This window comes from Nocardioides marmoribigeumensis (assembly GCF_031458325.1).
Classification (GTDB): domain Bacteria; phylum Actinomycetota; class Actinomycetes; order Propionibacteriales; family Nocardioidaceae; genus Marmoricola_A; species Marmoricola_A marmoribigeumensis.
Genome location: NZ_JAVDYG010000001.1, coordinates 3,616,507 through 3,634,512 on the forward strand (window position 1 = coordinate 3,616,507; position 18,006 = coordinate 3,634,512).

Consider the following 18,006-nt stretch of genomic DNA (forward strand, 5'->3'; position numbering starts at 1 on the left):
CCGCGTGCTGCTCGCCCTCGACACCTCGACCCCGCTGGTCAGCGTGGCGGTGTACGACGACACCGCGGGCCACGAGGGCACCGTGCTCGCCTCCCTGACCAGCGACCGGCCGATGAAGCACGGCGAGTCGGTGGCGCCCCTGGTCGAGCAGGCGCTGGCCGGCGCGGGTGTGGCTCGCGGCGACCTGACCGGCATCGTCGCCGGCACCGGCCCCGGCCCCTTCACCGGTCTTCGCGTCGGGCTCGTCTCGGCCCGCGTGTTCGGGCTCGCGCTCGGCGTCCCGGTCCGCGGCGTGTGCTCGCTCGACGCGGTCGCGGCGGCGGTCTCCTCCTCCGAGTCGTTCGTCGTGGTGACCGACGCCCGGCGCAAGGAGCTGTTCCACGCGTCGTACTCCTCCGACGGGCGGCGCCTGACCGACCCCGCCGTCTCCCGCCCGGCCGACGTGCTGGCCGGCCTCCCCGAGGACACGCTGGTCGTCGGTCCCGGCGTCCTGGTCTACCCCGACGCGTTCGCCCGCACCGGCGGCCCGACGACGGTCGACGCCGCGGTGCTCGCCCGCCTGGCCGCGACCGGGGCCACGACCGAGCCCGAGCCGATCTACCTCCGCCGCCCCGACGCGGTCGCGCCCGGACCGCCCAAGAAGGTGTCGTGATCCGCGTGGCCACGATCGAGGACGTCCCCGCCGTGACCGCGCTGGAGGCCGCCGTGTTCGGTCCCGACGCGTGGTCGGCCGCCTCGGTGACCGAGGAGCTGACCGGGCCGCGCCGCCGGGCCTGGGTCGACGGCGACCCCGTGTCGGCGTACGCCGTGACCGCGACCGCGGGCGACGTCGCGGACCTGCAGCGCATCGCCGTCGACCCCTCCCGCCGGGGGACCGGGGTCGCCTCCGCGCTCATGACCACGCTGCTCGACGCGGCCCGCTCGGACGGCGCGGCCCGGGTGCTGCTCGAGGTGGCGGCCGACAACGAGGCGGCCCTCGGCCTCTACGCCCGGCACGGCTTCGCCGAGATCGACCGGCGGGCGGCCTACTACCGCGACGGGCGTGACGCGCTCGTCCTGTCCCTGGAGCTGACCCGTGAGTGAACCGCTGGTCCTCGGCATCGAGACCTCCTGCGACGAGACCGGCGTCGGCATCGTGCGGGGGCAGACCCTGCTCGCCGACGCGGTCGCGTCGTCGGTCGACGAGCACGCCCGGTTCGGCGGCGTCGTGCCCGAGGTCGCCTCGCGGGCGCACCTGGAGGCGATGGTGCCGACGATCGAGCGGGCCTGCGAGACGGCCGGGATCCGGCTCGACGACGTCGACGCGATCTCGGTGACCAGCGGTCCCGGCCTCGTCGGCGCGCTGCTCGTCGGGGTCGCGGCGGCGAAGTCGCTGGCGCTGGGCCTGGGCAAGCCGCTCTACGCCGTCAACCACCTCGCCGCCCACGTCGCCGTCGACCAGCTCGAGCACGGCCCGCTGCCCGAGCCCTGCCTGGCGATGCTGGTCAGCGGCGGCCACTCGTCGCTGCTGCTGGTCGAGGACGTCACCGGCGAGATCGACCCGCTCGGCTCGACGATCGACGACGCCGCGGGGGAGGCGTTCGACAAGGTCGCCCGGCTGCTCGGGCTACCGTTCCCGGGCGGCCCGCACATCGACCGCGCCGCCCGCTCCGGGTCGTCGGTCGCGATCGACTTCCCGCGCGGGCTCACCACCCGGCGCGACCTGGAGCGCCACCGCTTCGACTTCTCGTTCTCCGGCCTCAAGACGGCCGTCGCCCGCTGGGTCGAGGCCCGTGAGCGGTCGGGGGAGCCGGTCCCGGTCGAGGACGTCGCCGCCTCCTTCCAGGAGGCCGTCTGCGACGTGCTCGTGCGCAAGGCCCTCGACGCCGCGGGGGACCGCGGGGTCGAGCACCTGCTGATCGGCGGTGGCGTCGCCGCCAACTCCCGCCTGCGCGCGATGGCCGAGGAGCGCGCCGCTGCGAAGGGGATCCGGGTCCGCGTCCCGCGCCCCGGCCTGTGCACCGACAACGGCGCGATGGTCGCCGCCCTCGGGAGCGAGATGGTCTCCCGCGGCCGGGCTCCCTCGGGCCTCGACGTGCCGGCGGACTCCTCGCTGCCCGTGACGGTGGTGCAGCAGTAGGGGCTCAGTTTCACTAGGTACCTAGTGACTTTGGTGCTTCCCGAGCGAAGTTTCGCTCGGGAAGCACCAGCTCTGCCGCTGGTGTACGGCGGCCCTCAGGCCCCCGCGTCCAGCCGGAGCGGGACCTCGCCGACGTCGCCGCTGGGCATCGGGCCCGCGTCGGCCAGCTCGGCGGAGCCGTCGAGGCCGATCCGGACGAGGCGCCACGCCTTGCCGTCGAACACCGAGGCGAGCAGGTGGGAGTCGTCCTCCCACCCCAGCTGAGGGATGTACGACGGGACGCCGGGCTCGCCCGCCGCGGAGATGGTCAGCAGCGACTTGCCCGTCGCGGCGTCGAGGACGTCGACCGACGCGGGCCCCAGCCCGTCGCCGTACGCCGGGCCGCCGGTCACGTAGAGCCCGTCGGGGCTGAACGTCTCGAGCAGGAAGTCGCAGGTCCTGAGCAGCGACGTGGTCCCCATCGACCTGCGGATCTCCGAGCAGGAGCCCGCGGGCAGCGACTCGGTCTGGCCGGCGAGCCGCTCCTCGTGGGCGCTGTTGACCATGACGAACCCCGGGACCTGGTCGTCGATGCCGTGCGAGGTGGCGTAGCGGGCGTGCCCGTCGGCGGTGCTGTAGAACACCGTGCAGCCGCCGCCCTCGGGCGCCTGCTCCTTGCAGCTGCCGCCGGACCCGAGGAGCGGGCCGAGCTGGACGTGCTTCAGCGGTGCGGAGAAGGTCAGGTCACCGTCGGCCTCGCTCCAGGTGTGGATGCGCCCGTCGGTGCCGACGTACGCCGCGGCCGTGCGGTCGGGCGTCACGGACAGGGCGCCGTCGATGTCGGCCGGCTCCTGGACCTCGACGGACCCGCTCGTGTCGCGGACGACGAACGTGCCGTTGCCGTCACCGTCCCGCTCGAGCGTCACGACGCGCCCGTCGACCAGCGCGGAGTGGACCGCGTCGCTGCCGACCTTGACCCGTGTGCCGTCGGGCAGGAGGACCTGGGAGCCGATCCGCACGAGGATCTTCGGTGCGGCGCCGGTCGGCAGGTCACCGAGGACCGAGACGTCCTGATGCCTGCCGGTGGGGGTGACCGGGTCGGTGGGGCTGGGGTCCAGGGTGACGTCCTGGGTGACCGCCGGGGTCGGGGTGTTGGTCGCGAAGCCCGGGTCGCTGCGGTCGGTGCTGCCCGTCGCGACCATCGCGGTCGGGACGACCACGGCCACGACGGCCGCGGCGGCGACGACCCCGGTGGCGATCCGGCGACGTCGGATGCTGCCGGCGCGGGACGTGACGTCGTCGAAGGAGAGCAGGTGGGGCTCGGTGGAGTCGGCCCGGCGACGCAGCGCGTCGCCCAGCCGCTGCTCGTCGTGGCTGGTCATCGGTCCTCCTGGGTGGTGCCGGCGGTGTCGAACAGGTCGCCGGAGCGGCTGCGGAGCGCGGCGAGCGCGCGGCTGGTCTGGGACTTCACGGTGCCGACGCTGACGCCGAGCACCTCGGCGGTCTCGGCCTCGGAGAGCTCCTCGTAGTAGCGCAGCACGACGGCGGCGCGTTGCTTGCGGGGGAGCGTCTGCACCAGGTCCCACAGCTCCTCGTCGCGGCCACCGGCCGACGACGACGGGGTGGGGGCGGCCTGCTCGGGCACCTGGTCGGTGGCGTGCTCGCGGCGCTTGAACGGCCGCCGCCACAAGGAGTTGTGCTCGTTGACGATCACGCGTCGGACGTAGCCGTCGAGCGACCCGCGGTCCTCGACGCGGTCCCACGCGAGGTAGAGCTTGGCCAGGGCCGTCTGGACGAGGTCCTCGGCCGTGTGCCGGTCTCCGCTGATCAGGTAGGCGGTGCGGAGCAGGCTGGCCTGCCGCGCCTCCATGTACGCGGAGAACTCGGCGTCGCGCTGCGCGCGGTCACCCATCGTCCCCCTCCTCTGCGCGGGTAGGTGCGTGCGCGGCACGGCGACGTGTGTGGTGTCCACGCTCATCGGCGTCTCCGCTCGTGTCCCTCGAAGCCTCCCGCGAGGTGCGGGAGACATCACCAGGACGCGCCGCGGAGGGGAAAGGTTGCATCCGCGCCGGAACGTCTCCTACTCGGGTCGGCCGGTCGCGGCGAGGGCGATCCCGAGCCCGATGATCGAGGTGCCCCCGACCAGGCTGAGGCGGCGCCCGTGCCGCGGGGAGGAGGCGAACCACTCCCGCAACCGCGAGGCGATGACGGCCCACAGCCCGTCGCTGAGGAGGCCGATCGTCACCGCGATCGCGCCGAGGACGAGCATCTGCACGGTCGCGTCGCCGGTCTCCCGCGAGACGAACTGGGGGAGGACGGCAGCCGCCATCGCGAACGCCTTGGGGTTGGTCGCCCCGACCGCGAAGCCCTGGCGGAGCACGGTCCGCCGCGACAGCGCAGGGGCGCCGACACCGCCGGTCTCGTCGGCGAACCGGCCGTGGCGGATGGCCTGGACCCCGAGCCAGACGAGGTACGCCGCGCCGGCCAGCTTGAGCACGGTGAACACGGTGACCGACTCGGCCACGAGGGCCCCGAGCCCGAACGCCACGAGCGTCATCACGACCGCCAGGCCGGCGGTGTTGCCGGCGACGGTCAGCAGGGCGACCCCGCGGCCGTAGGACAGGGCGCGCCCGACGATGAACAGCACGCTCGGCCCGGGGATCGCGATGATCACCAGCGCCGCGAGGGCGAAGCCGAGGAGGTGCTCGGTGGTCACGGGCATGGGTCGAGTCTCCCAGCGCGCCCTCGGGACCGGCCAGCGACTTTCGGCCCGGTCGGCGTCGCCGTCGTACGCCGCGAGCACGGTCGTGCGGCCTCGGGTCACGGCCGCAGCGGCCGGACGCTGAGGACCGTCGCCTTGCCGGCGACGCGGGTGACCACGATGGTCGCCTCCTGGTCGCCGGAGAGCGCGAGCCTCTTGCGCAGCTGCTCGGGGACGATCCCGACGCCGCGCTTCTTGATCGTGAGCCGGCCGACGTGACGCTCGCGGAGCGCGGCGCGCAGCCGCTTCTCGGCGAAGGGCAGCTCCTCGAGGACCTCGTAGCCCACGGCGTACGGCGTGTGGCCGGCCGTGGGCGCGGTGACGTAGGCGATCTGCGGGTCGACCAGCGTGCCGCCGAGGCTGGCCGCGACCGCGGTGACCAGACCGGCCCGGATGACCGCGCCGTCGGGCTCGAAGAGGTAGTCCGACACCGGGCCGGTGCCCACCGCAGCCGGGCCCGGGTCGTCCTCGGCGGTGAGCGTCGCGAGCCCACCGGGCTGGATCACGGTGGCCCGACGGGCCGTGGTGGCCAGGTGGGAGGACCACAGCGCCGCCTCCTTGACCTCGCCCCGGAAGCTCACCCACTCGGCCTCGACGCCGGCGGGCACGCGGTCGTGCGGGATCCCGGGCGCGACCTTGACGACGCTGGGGCGCTGCAGGAGCTGCTCGACCCAGGACCACGGGGGGACGTAGGCGTCGGGGTCGAACGTGCGACCCCGCCCGGTGCGCCGCGCGGGGTCGGCGACGACGAGGCCGAACGGCGCGAGGTCGAGCGTCGTGGCGTCACCGGTCATGACGGCTGCGGACAGGCCGAGCGCCGCGAGGTTGGCCTGCGCCATGGCCGCGCGCACCGGGTCGAGCTCGACCCCGGCCACGGGGGTGCCGGACGGGGCGAGCCTGCGGGCGACGGCGATCAGGTCGCCCCCGATGCCGCAGCCGAGGTCGACCACCGATGACGGCGAGGCGAACGAGATCCGGGCCGCGCGATGGGCCGCCACCTCGGCGCGCGTGCACTGCTCCAGCGCGTCGGGGGTGAACCACAGCCGGTCGGCGTTCTCACCGAGCTTGGCCCGGGCCGCGGCCCGCAGCGCCGCCTGGCTCATCGCCGCCGCGGCGAGCTCGGGGTCGGTCTCGCGCCGCAGCGCGGCACCGGCGCGCACGGGGTCCGCGCCGCCGGCGTACAGCGCCACCGCGCGGGCGGTCACGCGCAGCCCCTCGGGGGAGCGGAGCCGCTCGAAGGTGGCCAGGTCCATGGGGGGATCCTCGCAGGGCAGACACGTTGGCACTCGACTTGACCGAGTGCTAGTCGCGGGCTAGTTTCGGAGTTGGCACTCTCACCCTGAGAGTGCTGAATCGCTCGGCAGTCCAGGCGACCCCCGCGACGGCGTCCGGAGGCCCCGAGCGAGAAGTCTTCCGTACAGCTCTCGACGAACGAGAAAGTGGAGGTCGACGACAGTGTCGGTCAACATCAAGCCGCTCGAGGACCGGATCCTCGTCAAGACCCTCGAGGCCGAGCAGACCACCGCCTCTGGCCTGGTCATCCCGGACACCGCGAAGGAGAAGCCCCAGGAGGGCGAGGTCGTCGCTGTGGGCCCGGGTCGCTTCAACGAGGACGGCGACGAGCGCATCCCGCTCGACATCAAGGTCGGCGACAAGGTCATCTACTCGAAGTACGGCGGCACCGAGGTCAAGTACTCCGGCGAGGAGTACCTCATCCTCAGCGCCCGCGACGTGCTCGCGATCGTCGGCTGACCCCACCGGGGCCAGCCCACCCAGCTTCACCGACACCGCCCCGGGCGGCCTCCGGGCCCTCGGGGCGGTGTCTTCCTGCACCACCCTTCCGACCGAAAGGCAGTGACTCTTCGATGCCGAAGATCCTGGAGTTCGACGAGGGCGCGCGCCGCGCCCTCCTCCGCGGCGTGGACAAGCTCGCGGACACCGTCAAGGTGACGCTCGGCCCCAAGGGCCGTTACGTCGTCCTCGACAAGAAGTGGGGCGCCCCCACGATCACCAACGACGGCGTCACGGTGGCGCGCGAGGTGGAGCTCGACGACCCGTTCGAGAACCTCGGTGCGCAGCTCACCAAGGAGGTCGCCACCAAGACCAACGACATCGCCGGTGACGGCACCACCACGGCCACCGTGCTCGCGCAGGCCATGGTCCAGCGCGGGCTCCACGCGGTGACCGCCGGCGCCAACCCGATGGGTCTCAAGCGCGGCATCGACCAGGCCGCCGAGGCCGTCGGTGAGGAGCTGCGGAAACTCGCCCGCGACGTCGACTCGCGCGAGGACATGGCGGCCGTGGCCACCGTGTCGAGCCGCGACCCGCTGATCGGCGACCTGCTCGCCGAGGCCTTCGACAAGGTGGGCAAGGACGGCGTCATCACCGTCGACGAGTCCAACACCATGGGCACCGAGCTCGAGTTCACCGAGGGCATGCAGTTCGACAAGGGCTACATCTCGCCCTACTTCGTGACCGACGCCGAGCGCATGGAGGCCGTCGTCGACGACCCCTACATCCTGCTGCACCAGGGGAAGATCTCGGCGATCGCCGACCTGCTCCCGCTGCTGGAGAAGGTCATGCAGGCCGGCAAGCCGCTGTTCATCCTGGCCGAGGACGTCGAGGGCGAGGCGCTCTCGACCCTGGTGGTCAACAAGATCCGCGGCACGTTCAACGCCGTCGCGGTGAAGTCGCCGGCGTTCGGTGACCGCCGCAAGGCGATGATGCAGGACGTCGCGATCCTCACCGGCGGCCAGGTCGTCGCCCCCGAGGTCGGCCTCAAGCTCGACCAGGTCGGCCTCGACGTGCTGGGCACCGCCCGCCGCGTGGTGGTCACCAAGGACAACACCACCATCGTCGACGGTGGCGGCGACGCCGCCGCGGTCTCCGGCCGCGTGCAGCAGATCAAGCAGGAGATCGAGGCCTCGGACTCCGACTGGGACCGCGAGAAGCTCCAGGAGCGCCTCGCCAAGCTGGCCGGCGGCGTCTGCGTCGTCAAGGTCGGCGCGGCCACCGAGGTCGAGCTCAAGGAGAAGAAGCACCGCATCGAGGACGCCGTCTCCGCGACGCGCGCCGCGATCGAGGAGGGGATCATCCCCGGTGGTGGCTCCGCCCTGGTCCACGCCTCCGCGGTGCTCGAGGGCGACCTCGGCCTGACCGGCGACGAGCAGATGGGCGTGCGGGTCGTCCGCAAGGCCCTCGACGAGCCGCTGCGCTGGATCGCGGAGAACGGTGGCGAGAACGGCTACGTCGTCGTCGCCAAGGTCCGCGAGGCCGGCCCGGGCACGGGCTACAACGGTGCGACCGACACCTACGGCGACCTGCTCGCCGAGGGCATCCTCGACCCGGTCAAGGTGACCCGCTCCGCGCTGGTCAACGCCGCGTCGATCGCCGGCATGCTGCTCACCACCGAGACCCTCGTGGTGGACAAGCCCGAGGACGAGGACGACGCTCCCGCGGCCGGTCACGGCCACGGGCACGGCCACTGAGGCTCGTCCCACAGCGATCACAGCCCCTCGACCCTCCTGGGTCGGGGGGCTGCGTGGTCTCGACGAGCTCGACCACCTCGGGCACACTCGGGCGGGTGACCTCCCGTGCCCACTGGCTGTCCCGCATCGCCGAGCTCGACCCGGTCGAGGACCACGAGGAGATCTACCGGATCTCGTTCCTCCACGAGTTCCCGTGGGACCTCAACCAGGCGCTGAGCTTCGCGCTGTTCCGCACCTACGCCGTCCCGTCGATCGGCCGCCTGCTCTTCGAGACCGGTGAGTTCACCGAGCGCACCCAGCGCAGGTACGACGACACGGTGCTGCTGCTCGAGGACGCGCTGGTCCAGGGCCTCGGCAGCGAGGCCGGCCGGGTCGCCGTACGCCGGGTCAACCAGATGCACGCGATGTACGCGATCAGCAACGACGACATGCGCTACGTGCTCTGCACCTTCGTGGTCGTGCCGATCCGGTGGATGGACGAGCTCGCGTGGCGGCCGTTCTGCGAGGCGGAGAAGGTCGCGTCCGCGGAGTACTACCGGTCGCTGGGCCGACTCATGGGCATCAAGGGCATCCCCGAGACCTGGCAGGACTTCGCCGAGGCGATGGACGCCTACGAGGCCAGGAGGTTCGCGTACGACGAGGGGGCGCGCCGGGTGGCCGACGCGACGCTCGACCTGCTCTGCACCTTCCCGCCCAACCACCTGCTGCCGGCCGCGGCGGTGAAGCGCTTCTCCTACGCGCTGATGGACGACGCGCTGCTCGAGGCGTTCGGCTACCCGCACCCCTCGGCCGCGATGCGCTGGGCCGCGAGGGCCGGCCTGCGGGCCCGCGGGCTCGGGCTGCGTCTCTCACGCCCGCGGCTCGAGCCGTTCTACGCCGCGGACCTGCCGCAGGTCCGCAGCCACCCCGACGGCCACGACGCCGCCCGGCTCGGCACCTTCGAGCCGCCGCCCGGCTGTCCGGCGCACGTGCTGCGGGGTGCGCCGGTGTGACCCCGCCCGACCGCTCGCCGGGTCACCGCCGTCGGTGACGGTCAGCCGACCGTCGGGAGCTGCAGCCTGGCCCCGCTCACCTGGACCACGCCGGGCACGCGGCTGCCGTGGCTGGCGAACATGTCGCTGACCGGGCTGACCACGAGGTAGAGGTTCTGCCCTTGGGGGACGTCGACGGCGACCGAGGGGAGCTCGATGCGGCGCTTCGCGCCGGTGACCGCGGTGGGCTCGTTGATCGGCATCATGTTGTTCTGCACGATCCTGGCGTCAGCGGGGGAGGTGCCGACCGCGAGGGCGAGGAAGGCCCGCGCGTCAGGGGTGTAGGTGGTCACCTTGCCGTCGAGGAACGAGCGGCCGGCGATGCGGATCGGGCCGGCGGCGACCTGGGTGGGCAGCGGCGCGCCGACCGCGGTCGTGGACACCAGGTCGGGGAGCGCGACCGTGCGGTCGGGGGCGACCGAGGAGACCGTGGTGCACGTCCCGTCGGCCGTCGCGAGGTGGAAGCGGCCGAAGCCGGTCAGGCCGCGGTCCTTGCCCTGCAGCTTCTCCTGGAGGAAGCGGAGGGCCAGGTCGCCGAACGAGGCGCTGCCGAGCTCGGTGCTGCACGGGTCGCCGGCGACGCCGACCCCGGCGGGGAACACCGAGGGCAGGGTGTGGCCGCCGTTGTAGCCGACGAAGATGCTGCGGGAGCGGGCGCGGTCGGTGAGGGCACCCGCCCAGTTCTTCAGGCCCTGCGTGAGCGGGAAGAGGTTGTCGGTCTCGCCCTGGCCGAACAGCACCGGGATGTCGAGGCGCCGTCCCTGCGAGAGGTGCCACCTCGGGCCGTTCTTCTCGAAGAACCTGTCGAGGTCGGTGGTGCCCGGGGTCGAGCCGTCGGGCCAGTTGCCGCGGGCCGCGCCCTCGGCGACCGAGGCGATGATCTCCTGCGGCAGCGCGTCGCTGGGCAGGCTGGCCGCGGTCAGCGCCGAGACCCACTCGGTGCGCACGACCTCGTCGGGGGCGAGGCTGTCCTTGAGGTCCCACCAGGTGATCTCGGGGGCGAGGGCGTCGAAGACCGGCTTGCCGTGGACCCGCAGCTCCTCGAAGGCGCCGAGGAACTGGTAGCCGCCGCCGTAGGACCCGCCGATCGCGCCGAGGCGCGGGTCGCCGGGGGCGTCCTTCTTCACCCAGCCCTGGCTCGCGATGAACGCGACCAGGTTGCGGACGTCCTTGCCCTCGAACGCGGGGTTCTCGACGTGGGCCTTGCCGCCGCTCTCGCCGAAGCCGCGCTGGTCGAACGACAGGACGCCGAAGCCGGCGTCGAGGTACTTCTGGAACGCGGCAGGGTCGGTGGTGCGGCTGCCGCCCCACCCGTGGCTGTGGATCACGAACGGCACCCGGTGGCTGCTGCTCGCGCCCGCCGGCTTGAACATCGTCCAGCAGATGTCGACCTTGGCCGTGGTGCCCGGCTCCGGGGCGCTCTTGAGGCAGCCGTCGGTCACCGTCGGCGCCGCGGCGGAGGCGGCGGGCGCGGTGAGGACGGCGGTGGTGCCGGCGGCGGCGAGCGTCAGCGCGGCCAGGGCGGCTGCCCCACGGCGGCCGCGGCGAGCAGGGCGGGTCACGGGCAACGGGTTCATGCCTGCCCAACGAGGGCGCGTGGGCCCGGGTCACGGCCTGACCAGGACAAACCGAACATCCCTCGTGTTCTGGGAGGTGAGGAGCGCCACACGCGGTCGGGTGGTGTGCATAGGGAACCTATGGAAACATTGGTGGACGTGGTCAACCAGTTCGCCGACCGGGTCGAGGAGCTCAGCAACGAGCTCGTCGTCCTGAGCGCCCGCCTCGTCCGGGAGGTGCGCCGCCGCCACCGCGACGACGCGCCCGCCGCCATCCGGGTGATGAGCCTGGTCGACGAGCTCGGTCCGAGCACCGTGTCGGTCCTCGCCGAGGCCGACCGGTGCAGCCAGCCGACGATGACCGGCCTGGTCAACGGGCTCGGCGACAAGGGCTGGCTCGAGCGCCTGCCCCATCCCGACGACGCGCGGTCGAGCCTGGTCTCGATGACCACGCGGGGACGCGCCGCGCTGGACGACGTACGCCGGCGAAACGCCGCGATGGTCGCCGAGCGGGTCACCGCGGCCGGCCGCACCCCCGAGGAGCTGGCCACGGCGGTGGCCGTCCTCTCCGACGTCCTCACACCCGCACCTCAGTAACGAAAAGGATCCCCGTGCTCAAGCAACCCCGTGCCGTCTGGGCGGTCGCGTTCGCCTGCGTGATCGCCTTCATGGGCATCGGCCTGGTCGACCCGATCCTCAAGTCGATCGCCGAGCAGCTCGACGCGACGCCGAGCCAGGTCTCGCTGATGTTCACCAGCTACATGGCGATCATGGGCGTCGCGATGCTGGTCACCGGCGTCGTGTCCAGCCGCATCGGCCCCAAGCGCACGCTGCTCTCCGGCCTCGTGCTGATCATCGTGTTCGCCGCGCTCGCGGGCTCGTCGGACAGCGTCGGCGCCGTCGTCGGCTTCCGCGCCGGCTGGGGCCTGGGCAACGCGCTGTTCGTCGCCACCGCGCTCGCCACGATCGTGATGTCGGCACGCGGGTCGACCGCGCAGGCGATCATCCTCTTCGAGGCCGCGCTGGGCATCGGCATCGCCTCCGGCCCGCTCATCGGCGGTCTGCTCGGTGAGCAGTCGTGGCGCGCGCCGTTCTTCGGCGTCTCGGTGCTCATGCTCGTCGCGCTCGTGGCGACCGCGGTCTTCCTGCCGTCCACCCCGCCGACCGGCCGCCGCACCTCGCTGGCCGACCCGTTCCGTGCGCTGCGGCACAAGCCGCTGCTGCTGCTCGCGATCACCGCGATCTTCTACAACATCGGGTTCTTCACGATCCTCGCCGCCGGGCCGTTCGCGCTGCCGGGGGCCGGGATCATCGAGATCGGCTGGATCTACTTCGGCTGGGGCGTCCTGGTCGCGCTCGTCTCGGTGGTCGTCGCCCCGCTCGTGCAGCGCGCGATCGGCACCACCCAGGCCATCCTGGTGACCCTCGCGCTGTTCACCGCCGACCTCGCGGTGATGGCCGTCTGGGCCGACCACCCCACCGTCGTCGCGGTCGGGATCATCGCCTCGGGTGCCTTCATCGGCAACAACAACACGTTGATCACCGAGGCCGTGATGGGGGCCGCGCCGGTCGAGCGGCCGGTCGCCTCCGCGGCGTACTCCTTCGTCCGCTTCTGCGGCGGCGCGGTCGGCCCCTACGTCGCGCTCAAGCTGTTCGGCCTCCCGCCGCACGAGCACGTGCACGCGCCGTTCGTCTTCGGTGCGGCCAGCGTGCTGGTCGGCGTGGTCGTCCTGGCCCTCGGCTTCCGGCCGGTCGCCGCGGCTCTGGCGGCGCACCACGCGGCCCAGGGCCACGAGCGGGAGGACGAGGCCGAGGCCGTCCTCGTAGGCGATCTGGACTGAGGCACGCTGCCGAGCCCACCCTTTCGGCCCGTTTACGGCGGGAAGGGTGGGCACTAGCGTCGCTGACCATGAGGCGCCCGCACGAGAACGTCGCGACCGTCCTGGTCGATCCGGCGGTGCTGCGCGACCTCGAGCTCGAGCTGATGAGCCACGACCTGTGGGTGTGGCCCGTCGCCACCGCCCCGATCTGCCTCGACGGCGAGCGCCAGGCCTTCCAGATCCGGCGCCGCCTGGTCGAGCAGCACCGCGGCGACTGGGACGACGCCGCCGGGTGGACCCCGGTCTGGGTCTCCTTCGGCGACACCTGGCGGCACGGTGACGACCCGCTGCCGTGGTCGGCGCACCAGGCGCTGTGGCACACGCTCGGGGCGTACGACGGCCACGTGCGCTACCGCCTCGGCCTCGGCGGGGTGCCGCGGCTGTCGATCCGCCAGGAGAGCTGAGGCCCGCCGCTCAGGCGGCCTCGGCCGGCACCGGGCCAGCGGGCCGGGCGCGCGGGCGGCGACGTGCGAGCGCGACGCCGAGCAGGGTCAGCGCGCCTCCGGCGTAGGCCAGCGGGGCGGGCGCCTCGGAGAGCAGCACCCACGCGAGCCCGATCGTCACGACCGGCACGAGGTAGGTGGTCACGCCGAGCTGGGAGGCGCTCATGCGGTTGAGGGCGAAGGCATAGGTGGTGAAGCCGATCGCGGTGGGGAACGCGCCGAGGTAGACCACCCACGCCACGGACGAGGCCGGTGCCGCGCGCACGTCGTGCACCAGCTCGCCGGCCCACGGCAGACAGGCGATCGCCCCGATCGTGCACGCCAGCCAGGTGACCTGGATCGCGGGCACGCGGGTCATCAGGGGCTTCTGCACGACCACGCTGACGGAGTAGACCAGCGCCGAGACCAGGCACAGGGCCGCGCCCAGCACCGGACGCGTGCCGGCCCCGGTGGAGTCGCCCGAGAACGCGATCGCCGACACCCCGACCAGGGCCACGACCAGGCCGATCGCCAGCTCGCGGGAGAACGACTCGCCCAGCACCACCGCGGCGAGCACTGCGAGGATCAGCGGGGAGAACTGCAGCAGCAGCGCCGCCGTGCCGGCGTCGACGTGGCGCTCGCCCTCGTTGAGCGCGAGGTTGTAGACGGCGTACCACAGCACGCCGATCACCACGAACCTCCACCCGTCACGCCGCTGCACCGGGGTGAGCCCGCGACTCAGCGCGAGCCCGCCGAGCAGCACGGCCGCCACCAGGCAGCGACCCAGGGACAGCGAGCCCGCGCCGAAGTCGTCGCCCAGGTGGCGGATCGCGACGAACGCCGAGGCCCAGAGCACCAGGGTCACGCCGATCGCCGCGATCGCGGCCCAGTCGCGGGTGGGGGCTGCGGTGGCGGGGTCGGGCGTCGCGGTCACGGGGCGACGCTAGTCCGCGGCACCGACAGCCCCCGACGGGTGGTCAGTCGCAGGCCCGGTCGGCGCGCCAGCGGCTGAGGTTCCACGACCAGAACCCGTCGGTGTGCCGGCCGGTCCGCTCGGCGAAGGAGGTGCCGCGGTCCGCGCAGGCCGTGCGCCGCAACGAGGCGGGCAGGCTCGGGAGGGCGTCCTCCGAGAGCCCCAGGAGGTAGGAGGTGTCGGTCGGCACGCGGCCCTCGCGGGCCAGGTTGTGCTCGGCGATCCGCGCGTCGGGGTCGACCGCCGCGAGGAGGAGCAGCGTCGCGGCCCCGGTCGCGAGGACGGTTCGGGGGAGCCAGGCGGCCCGGGCGAGCACCCCGGCCACGACCACGAGCAGGACCACCAGGCCCAGCCAGGCCTCGAAGAACGCCACCAGCACCCGCAGGCGGGTCCAGCCGTAGGCGTCGTCGTACAGCCCGATGCGCATGAGCGCCGAGGCGACCACGGCCAGGGAGAGCGCGCACAGGACCCCGACCGCGGCACGGACGCGCCAGAGGTCGGCCTCCCGGTCCGCCACGCGCCAGGCGGTGGCCGCGACCGCCAGCGTCAGGACGGTGACCACGCAGAGCTGGCCGAAGCCCTGGTGGACGTACTCGGCGTAGGTGATGCCGACGGTGCGCTCGAGGTAGGACTCCCCGCCGAACATCGCGGTCGCCTGAGCCACGACGAACCCGGCGAGGAGGACGTCGACGAGGGCGACCGGCACCAGCCACTCCCACCCGTGGCGCGTGTGGTGCTGCTCGACCGGCACGAGGTCGACGCGCGGGGGGTTGAGGGCGACGTAGAGCGCGGCGAGCGTCACGCCACCGACGAAGAAGGTGGAGAAGCCGCGGGCGAAGAGGGTGTCGACGCGCAGGTCGGGCACGAGCGAGCCCAGCCAGGAGCCGTAGAGGGCGTCCGCGGAGCCGAGGAGGGTGCCGAAGACCAGCACGAGCGCGAGCGAGACGACCGCGGTGCGGGCGACCCGCCACGACACCGCGCCCCCGCCGGTCTCGAGGCTGCGACCGAGCCAGGGGAGGCCGCGCAGCGCGGCCAGGGGTACGGCGAGCGGTGCGGCCGCGAAGCCGACCAGGGTCCCTGCCCCGGTGAGGGCGACGGCGACGAGCAGCCCGGCGGCGAGGACGCAGAGCGTGACGATCCAGCCGGCGTCGAGGAGGAGCACCGGGAGGGTGAGGGCGAGGGACAGCGCGACCAGGGCCCAGCCGTAGCGGTCGAGACGGTCACGGGCGGTCCAGGCGACCGACCCGACCATCGCGACGACCACCAGCCACCAGCCCAGGCCGACGTCGTGGAAGGGGACCATCAGCCCGGCGAGGACCCCGACCCCGAGGGCGCCGAGGACCACCGACGGGCGGCCCTCGGGCCGCGGCTCGGGCCAGACGTTCCCGAACGCGGCGTCCATCGCGCCGGGCCTCTCGGCCCTGGCGGTCGGCGGGCCTGTCGGGGCCGGGCGAGCTGGGGTCGAGGTCACGGGAGCCTCCTGGGTCGGGGCGGGACGGGACGGTGGGGAGTGCGGGAGCTCGACCCGCACCAGGCACCCGGTGGGGTCGTCGACGACGTGGATGCGGCCGCCGTGCAGGACGGTGACCCAGTGGGCGACGGCCAGGCCCAGGCCGGTGCCGCCGCCCTCGCCGGCGAGGCCGGTGGTGAAGCGGCGGAAGGCCGCCTCGCGGTGCTCGGGCGGGATGCCCGGACCCTGGTCGTGGACCTCGAGCACGGGGCCGGTCGGTCCCGCGCGCGCCGCGAGGGTGACGGTCCCGCCGTCGGGGGAGTGCCGGACCGCGTTGTCGACGAGGTTGGCCAGCAGCTGGTGCAGCCGGCGCGTGTCCCCGGCGAGCGCGAGGGCCGGCTCGGCCTCGGTCCGCACCGTGACGTGGCGGCGGGTGGCCAGCCGGGCCTCGTCGGCGACACGTCCGAGCAGCGCGCCGGCGTCCACGGGGGCCACGTCGAGGGCGACGAGCCCGGCGTCGAGACGGCTGAGGTCCAGCAGGTCCGAGACCACGTCGGAGAGGCGCTCGGCCTGGCGCAGGGGCGCCCCGAGGCTGTCCGCGGTGGGCTCGACCACGCCGTCGGCGAGGTTCTCCAGCGTGGCGCGCAGCGCCGCGACCGGCGTCCGCAGCTCGTGGGAGACCGTGGCGACCAGCTCGCGCCGGCGGCGGTCCTCGCTCTGCAGCTCCTCGGCCATCGCGTTGAACGCCCGGGCCAGGTCACCGATCTCGTCCGCGGCCGCCACCGACACGCGCGTGGAGTAGTCGCCCCTCGCCATCGCGGTCGCGGCGGCGGTCATCTCGCGCACGGGCACGGTCATGCCGCGGGCCAGCGTGTGGGTGAGCACGAGCGCGACCAGCACCGAGACCGTCACCACCGCGTAGGCCGGGGTGCCGGCCGCGGACGCGGCGGTCGTCAGCACCGCCACGACCAGCACGATCACCCCGACCACGGCGGCGAGCCGCACCTTGAACGAGGTCCACAGCGCGCTGGGCCCCGCCGGCCCTGCGGGCCCTTCGCCGCTGGTCCGGACGCCGCCGCCGGGGTCCTGGCTCACGAGGTCTCCCACGCGTAGCCGACGCCGTGGACCGTCCGGATCCGCCCGGCCCCGACCTTGGCGCGCAGCGCCTTGACGTGGCTGTCGACGGTGCGGGTCGAGGCGTCGGGCCAGCCCCAGACCTGCTCGAGCAGGCGGCTGCGGGAGAGCACGGTGCCGGGCTGCTCGGTCAGGCACACGAGCAGGTCGAACTCGGTGCGGGTCAGCGCCACCTCCGCGCCGTCGACGGTGACGCGGCGGGCGGCGACGTCGACCACCACGGGGCCGAGACGGCGGGGGCCGTCCGTACGCCGGGCCAGCTCGCCGGCCCGCTCCACCCGCCGCAGCAGCGCCTGGGCCCGCGCGACCAGCTCGCGCATCGAGAACGGCTTGGTGAGGTAGTCGTCGGCACCCACCCCCAGTCCCACGAGCACGTCGGTCTCGTCGTCCCTCGCGGTGAGCATGAGGACCGGGGTCGGGGTCCGGGCCTGGATCCGCCGGCACACCTCGTGCCCGTCGAACCCCGGCAGCATGACGTCGAGGACCACCAGGTCCGGCTCGTGCTCCTGCGCGGCACTGACCGCGGCGGGGCCGTCGTACGCCTGGGTGACGCGCCAGCCCTCCGCGCGGAAGCGCAGGCTGACCGCCTCGTTGATCTCCGGCTCGTCCTCGACGACGAGCACGTGCGGTGGTGGCTGTCCCGGACCCATGCCAGGACAGTAGGACCCGCGCCGCGCAGGACCGGCGCGCTCGCTGTGAAGGTCCTGTGAAGAACTCCGGTCGCCCTCCGAGGACTGTCGGCCACCGCTCCTAGCGTCCCCCACGTCGAGAGGAGCAAGGCATGAAGGTGCTGGTGACGACGAGGCGGACCAACGGGCTCGTCGAGGGGGACTACGACTGGACGGTCCCGGGTGAGCTGGCGTGGATCACGATGGTGTGCGACACCGACCTGAGGGATCCCGAGGGAGGCTGCGGGTGCGGGCGGGGGTTCGGCGGCATGACCTCGCACCGCGCGACGACCACGGTGGAGTTCGTGGACCTGCCGATGACGTGGGAGGAGCTCGAGGTGGCCGCGCGGACGAGCCTCACCGACCAGGGGTGGATCAACGAGCGGCAGCCCGAGCAGCTCAACCGCGAGATCCTCGACGAGACCGTGAGCAACATCCGCGAGCTGGCCGACATGTTCGAGGTCGGGGACGTGCTCCGGCGTCGACTCGATCACTTCGTGCCCGCGAGGCGGCCGACCTGAAGGTGGCACCGGGAAGGGACGGAC

18 protein-coding genes are annotated in these 18,006 nt (G+C 73.6%); 10 read left to right on the plus strand and 8 right to left on the minus strand.

All coding sequences use genetic code 11. The annotated features are described in order from the left end of the window. Positions 1–4: 4 nt before the first annotated feature. The 3 genes from tsaB to tsaD are packed head-to-tail and all read left to right on the plus strand — an operon-like array spanning position 5 to position 2,119. Positions 5–652 (plus strand): tRNA (adenosine(37)-N6)-threonylcarbamoyltransferase complex dimerization subunit type 1 TsaB, encoded by a 648-nt coding sequence (gene tsaB / locus J2S63_RS17200; protein WP_310304761.1) that lies wholly within the window; start codon positions 5–7, stop codon positions 650–652. After that, positions 649–1,083, plus strand: coding sequence for a ribosomal protein S18-alanine N-acetyltransferase (rimI, locus tag J2S63_RS17205; RefSeq protein ID WP_310304762.1), 435 nt, complete (start codon positions 649–651; stop codon positions 1,081–1,083). Before tsaB ends, rimI begins: the two co-directional genes overlap by 4 nt. Further along, the gene (gene tsaD / locus J2S63_RS17210) at positions 1,076–2,119 is read left to right on the plus strand and encodes a tRNA (adenosine(37)-N6)-threonylcarbamoyltransferase complex transferase subunit TsaD (RefSeq protein ID WP_310304765.1); all 1,044 of its coding nucleotides are present in this window, start codon (positions 1,076–1,078) and stop codon (positions 2,117–2,119) included. The genes rimI and tsaD overlap by 8 nt, the downstream gene beginning before the upstream one ends. A gap of 95 nt (positions 2,120–2,214) precedes the next feature. Here tsaD and J2S63_RS17215 read toward each other — a convergent pair whose 3' ends face one another. The 4 genes from J2S63_RS17215 to J2S63_RS17230 all read right to left on the minus strand — a co-directional run bounded on the left by J2S63_RS17215 (position 2,215) and on the right by J2S63_RS17230 (position 6,112). Further along, positions 2,215–3,480 (minus strand): hypothetical protein, encoded by a 1,266-nt coding sequence (locus J2S63_RS17215; protein ID WP_310304767.1) that lies wholly within the window; start codon positions 3,478–3,480, stop codon positions 2,215–2,217. After that, the gene (locus tag J2S63_RS17220; protein ID WP_310304769.1) at positions 3,477–4,010 is read right to left on the minus strand and encodes a SigE family RNA polymerase sigma factor; all 534 of its coding nucleotides are present in this window, start codon (positions 4,008–4,010) and stop codon (positions 3,477–3,479) included. The genes J2S63_RS17215 and J2S63_RS17220 overlap by 4 nt, the downstream gene beginning before the upstream one ends. 168 nt (positions 4,011–4,178) lie before the next feature. After that, complete coding sequence (locus J2S63_RS17225; RefSeq protein ID WP_310304770.1) at positions 4,179–4,820, minus strand: LysE family translocator; 642 nt, start codon at positions 4,818–4,820, stop codon at positions 4,179–4,181. A 98-nt stretch (positions 4,821–4,918) separates the two neighbouring features. Continuing rightward, complete coding sequence (locus J2S63_RS17230) at positions 4,919–6,112, minus strand: THUMP-like domain-containing protein (RefSeq protein ID WP_310304772.1); 1,194 nt, start codon at positions 6,110–6,112, stop codon at positions 4,919–4,921. Between the two features lie 202 nt (positions 6,113–6,314). On the opposite strand from J2S63_RS17230, the gene groES reads away from it, so the two are divergent. From groES to J2S63_RS17245, 3 genes are all read left to right on the plus strand, one after another. Then, positions 6,315–6,611 carry a co-chaperone GroES gene (gene groES, locus J2S63_RS17235; RefSeq protein WP_310304774.1) on the plus strand — a complete coding sequence of 99 codons (297 nt, stop codon included), beginning with the start codon at positions 6,315–6,317 and terminating at the stop codon, positions 6,609–6,611. A 113-nt stretch (positions 6,612–6,724) separates the two neighbouring features. Then, the gene (gene groL, locus J2S63_RS17240; protein WP_310304776.1) at positions 6,725–8,347 is read left to right on the plus strand and encodes a chaperonin GroEL; all 1,623 of its coding nucleotides are present in this window, start codon (positions 6,725–6,727) and stop codon (positions 8,345–8,347) included. Between the two features lie 95 nt (positions 8,348–8,442). After that, a complete protein-coding gene (locus J2S63_RS17245; protein WP_310304778.1) occupies positions 8,443–9,339 on the plus strand; it encodes an oxygenase MpaB family protein in 897 nt (298 codons plus the stop codon). A 41-nt stretch (positions 9,340–9,380) separates the two neighbouring features. Here the strand turns inward: J2S63_RS17245 and J2S63_RS17250 are convergent, their stop codons facing one another. Next, the gene (locus tag J2S63_RS17250; protein WP_310304780.1) at positions 9,381–10,940 is read right to left on the minus strand and encodes an alpha/beta fold hydrolase; all 1,560 of its coding nucleotides are present in this window, start codon (positions 10,938–10,940) and stop codon (positions 9,381–9,383) included. Positions 10,941–11,075: 135 nt separating this feature from the next. On the opposite strand from J2S63_RS17250, the gene J2S63_RS17255 reads away from it, so the two are divergent. The 3 genes from J2S63_RS17255 (at position 11,076) to J2S63_RS17265 (ending at position 13,218) form a co-directional block, all read left to right on the plus strand. Then, a complete protein-coding gene (locus tag J2S63_RS17255) occupies positions 11,076–11,531 on the plus strand; it encodes a MarR family winged helix-turn-helix transcriptional regulator (RefSeq protein ID WP_310304782.1) in 456 nt (151 codons plus the stop codon). 14 nt (positions 11,532–11,545) lie between these two features. Further along, entirely contained in the window at positions 11,546–12,775 is a 1,230-nt protein-coding gene (locus J2S63_RS17260) for an MFS transporter (RefSeq protein ID WP_310304784.1), read from the plus strand. A gap of 68 nt (positions 12,776–12,843) precedes the next feature. Then, on the plus strand, positions 12,844–13,218 hold the full coding sequence (locus J2S63_RS17265; protein WP_310304786.1) for a hypothetical protein: 375 nt from the start codon (positions 12,844–12,846) through the stop codon (positions 13,216–13,218). A 10-nt stretch (positions 13,219–13,228) separates the two neighbouring features. On the opposite strand, the gene J2S63_RS17270 is transcribed toward J2S63_RS17265, so the two are convergent. The 3 genes from J2S63_RS17270 to J2S63_RS17280 are packed head-to-tail and all read right to left on the minus strand — an operon-like array spanning position 13,229 to position 17,443. Next, positions 13,229–14,170, minus strand: a complete 942-nt coding sequence (locus tag J2S63_RS17270; RefSeq protein WP_310304788.1) for a DMT family transporter — start codon at positions 14,168–14,170, stop codon at positions 13,229–13,231. 43 nt (positions 14,171–14,213) lie between these two features. Beyond that, complete coding sequence (locus tag J2S63_RS17275) at positions 14,214–16,754, minus strand: DUF4153 domain-containing protein (protein WP_310304790.1); 2,541 nt, start codon at positions 16,752–16,754, stop codon at positions 14,214–14,216. Beyond that, positions 16,751–17,443: a response regulator transcription factor gene (locus J2S63_RS17280; protein WP_310304792.1), complete on the minus strand. Its 693-nt coding sequence runs from the start codon at positions 17,441–17,443 to the stop codon at positions 16,751–16,753. The genes J2S63_RS17275 and J2S63_RS17280 overlap by 4 nt, the downstream gene beginning before the upstream one ends. 131 nt (positions 17,444–17,574) lie before the next feature. On the opposite strand from J2S63_RS17280, the gene J2S63_RS17285 reads away from it, so the two are divergent. Beyond that, on the plus strand, positions 17,575–17,982 hold the full coding sequence (locus J2S63_RS17285) for a DUF7715 family protein (RefSeq protein ID WP_310304795.1): 408 nt from the start codon (positions 17,575–17,577) through the stop codon (positions 17,980–17,982). Positions 17,983–18,006 lie beyond the last annotated feature (24 nt).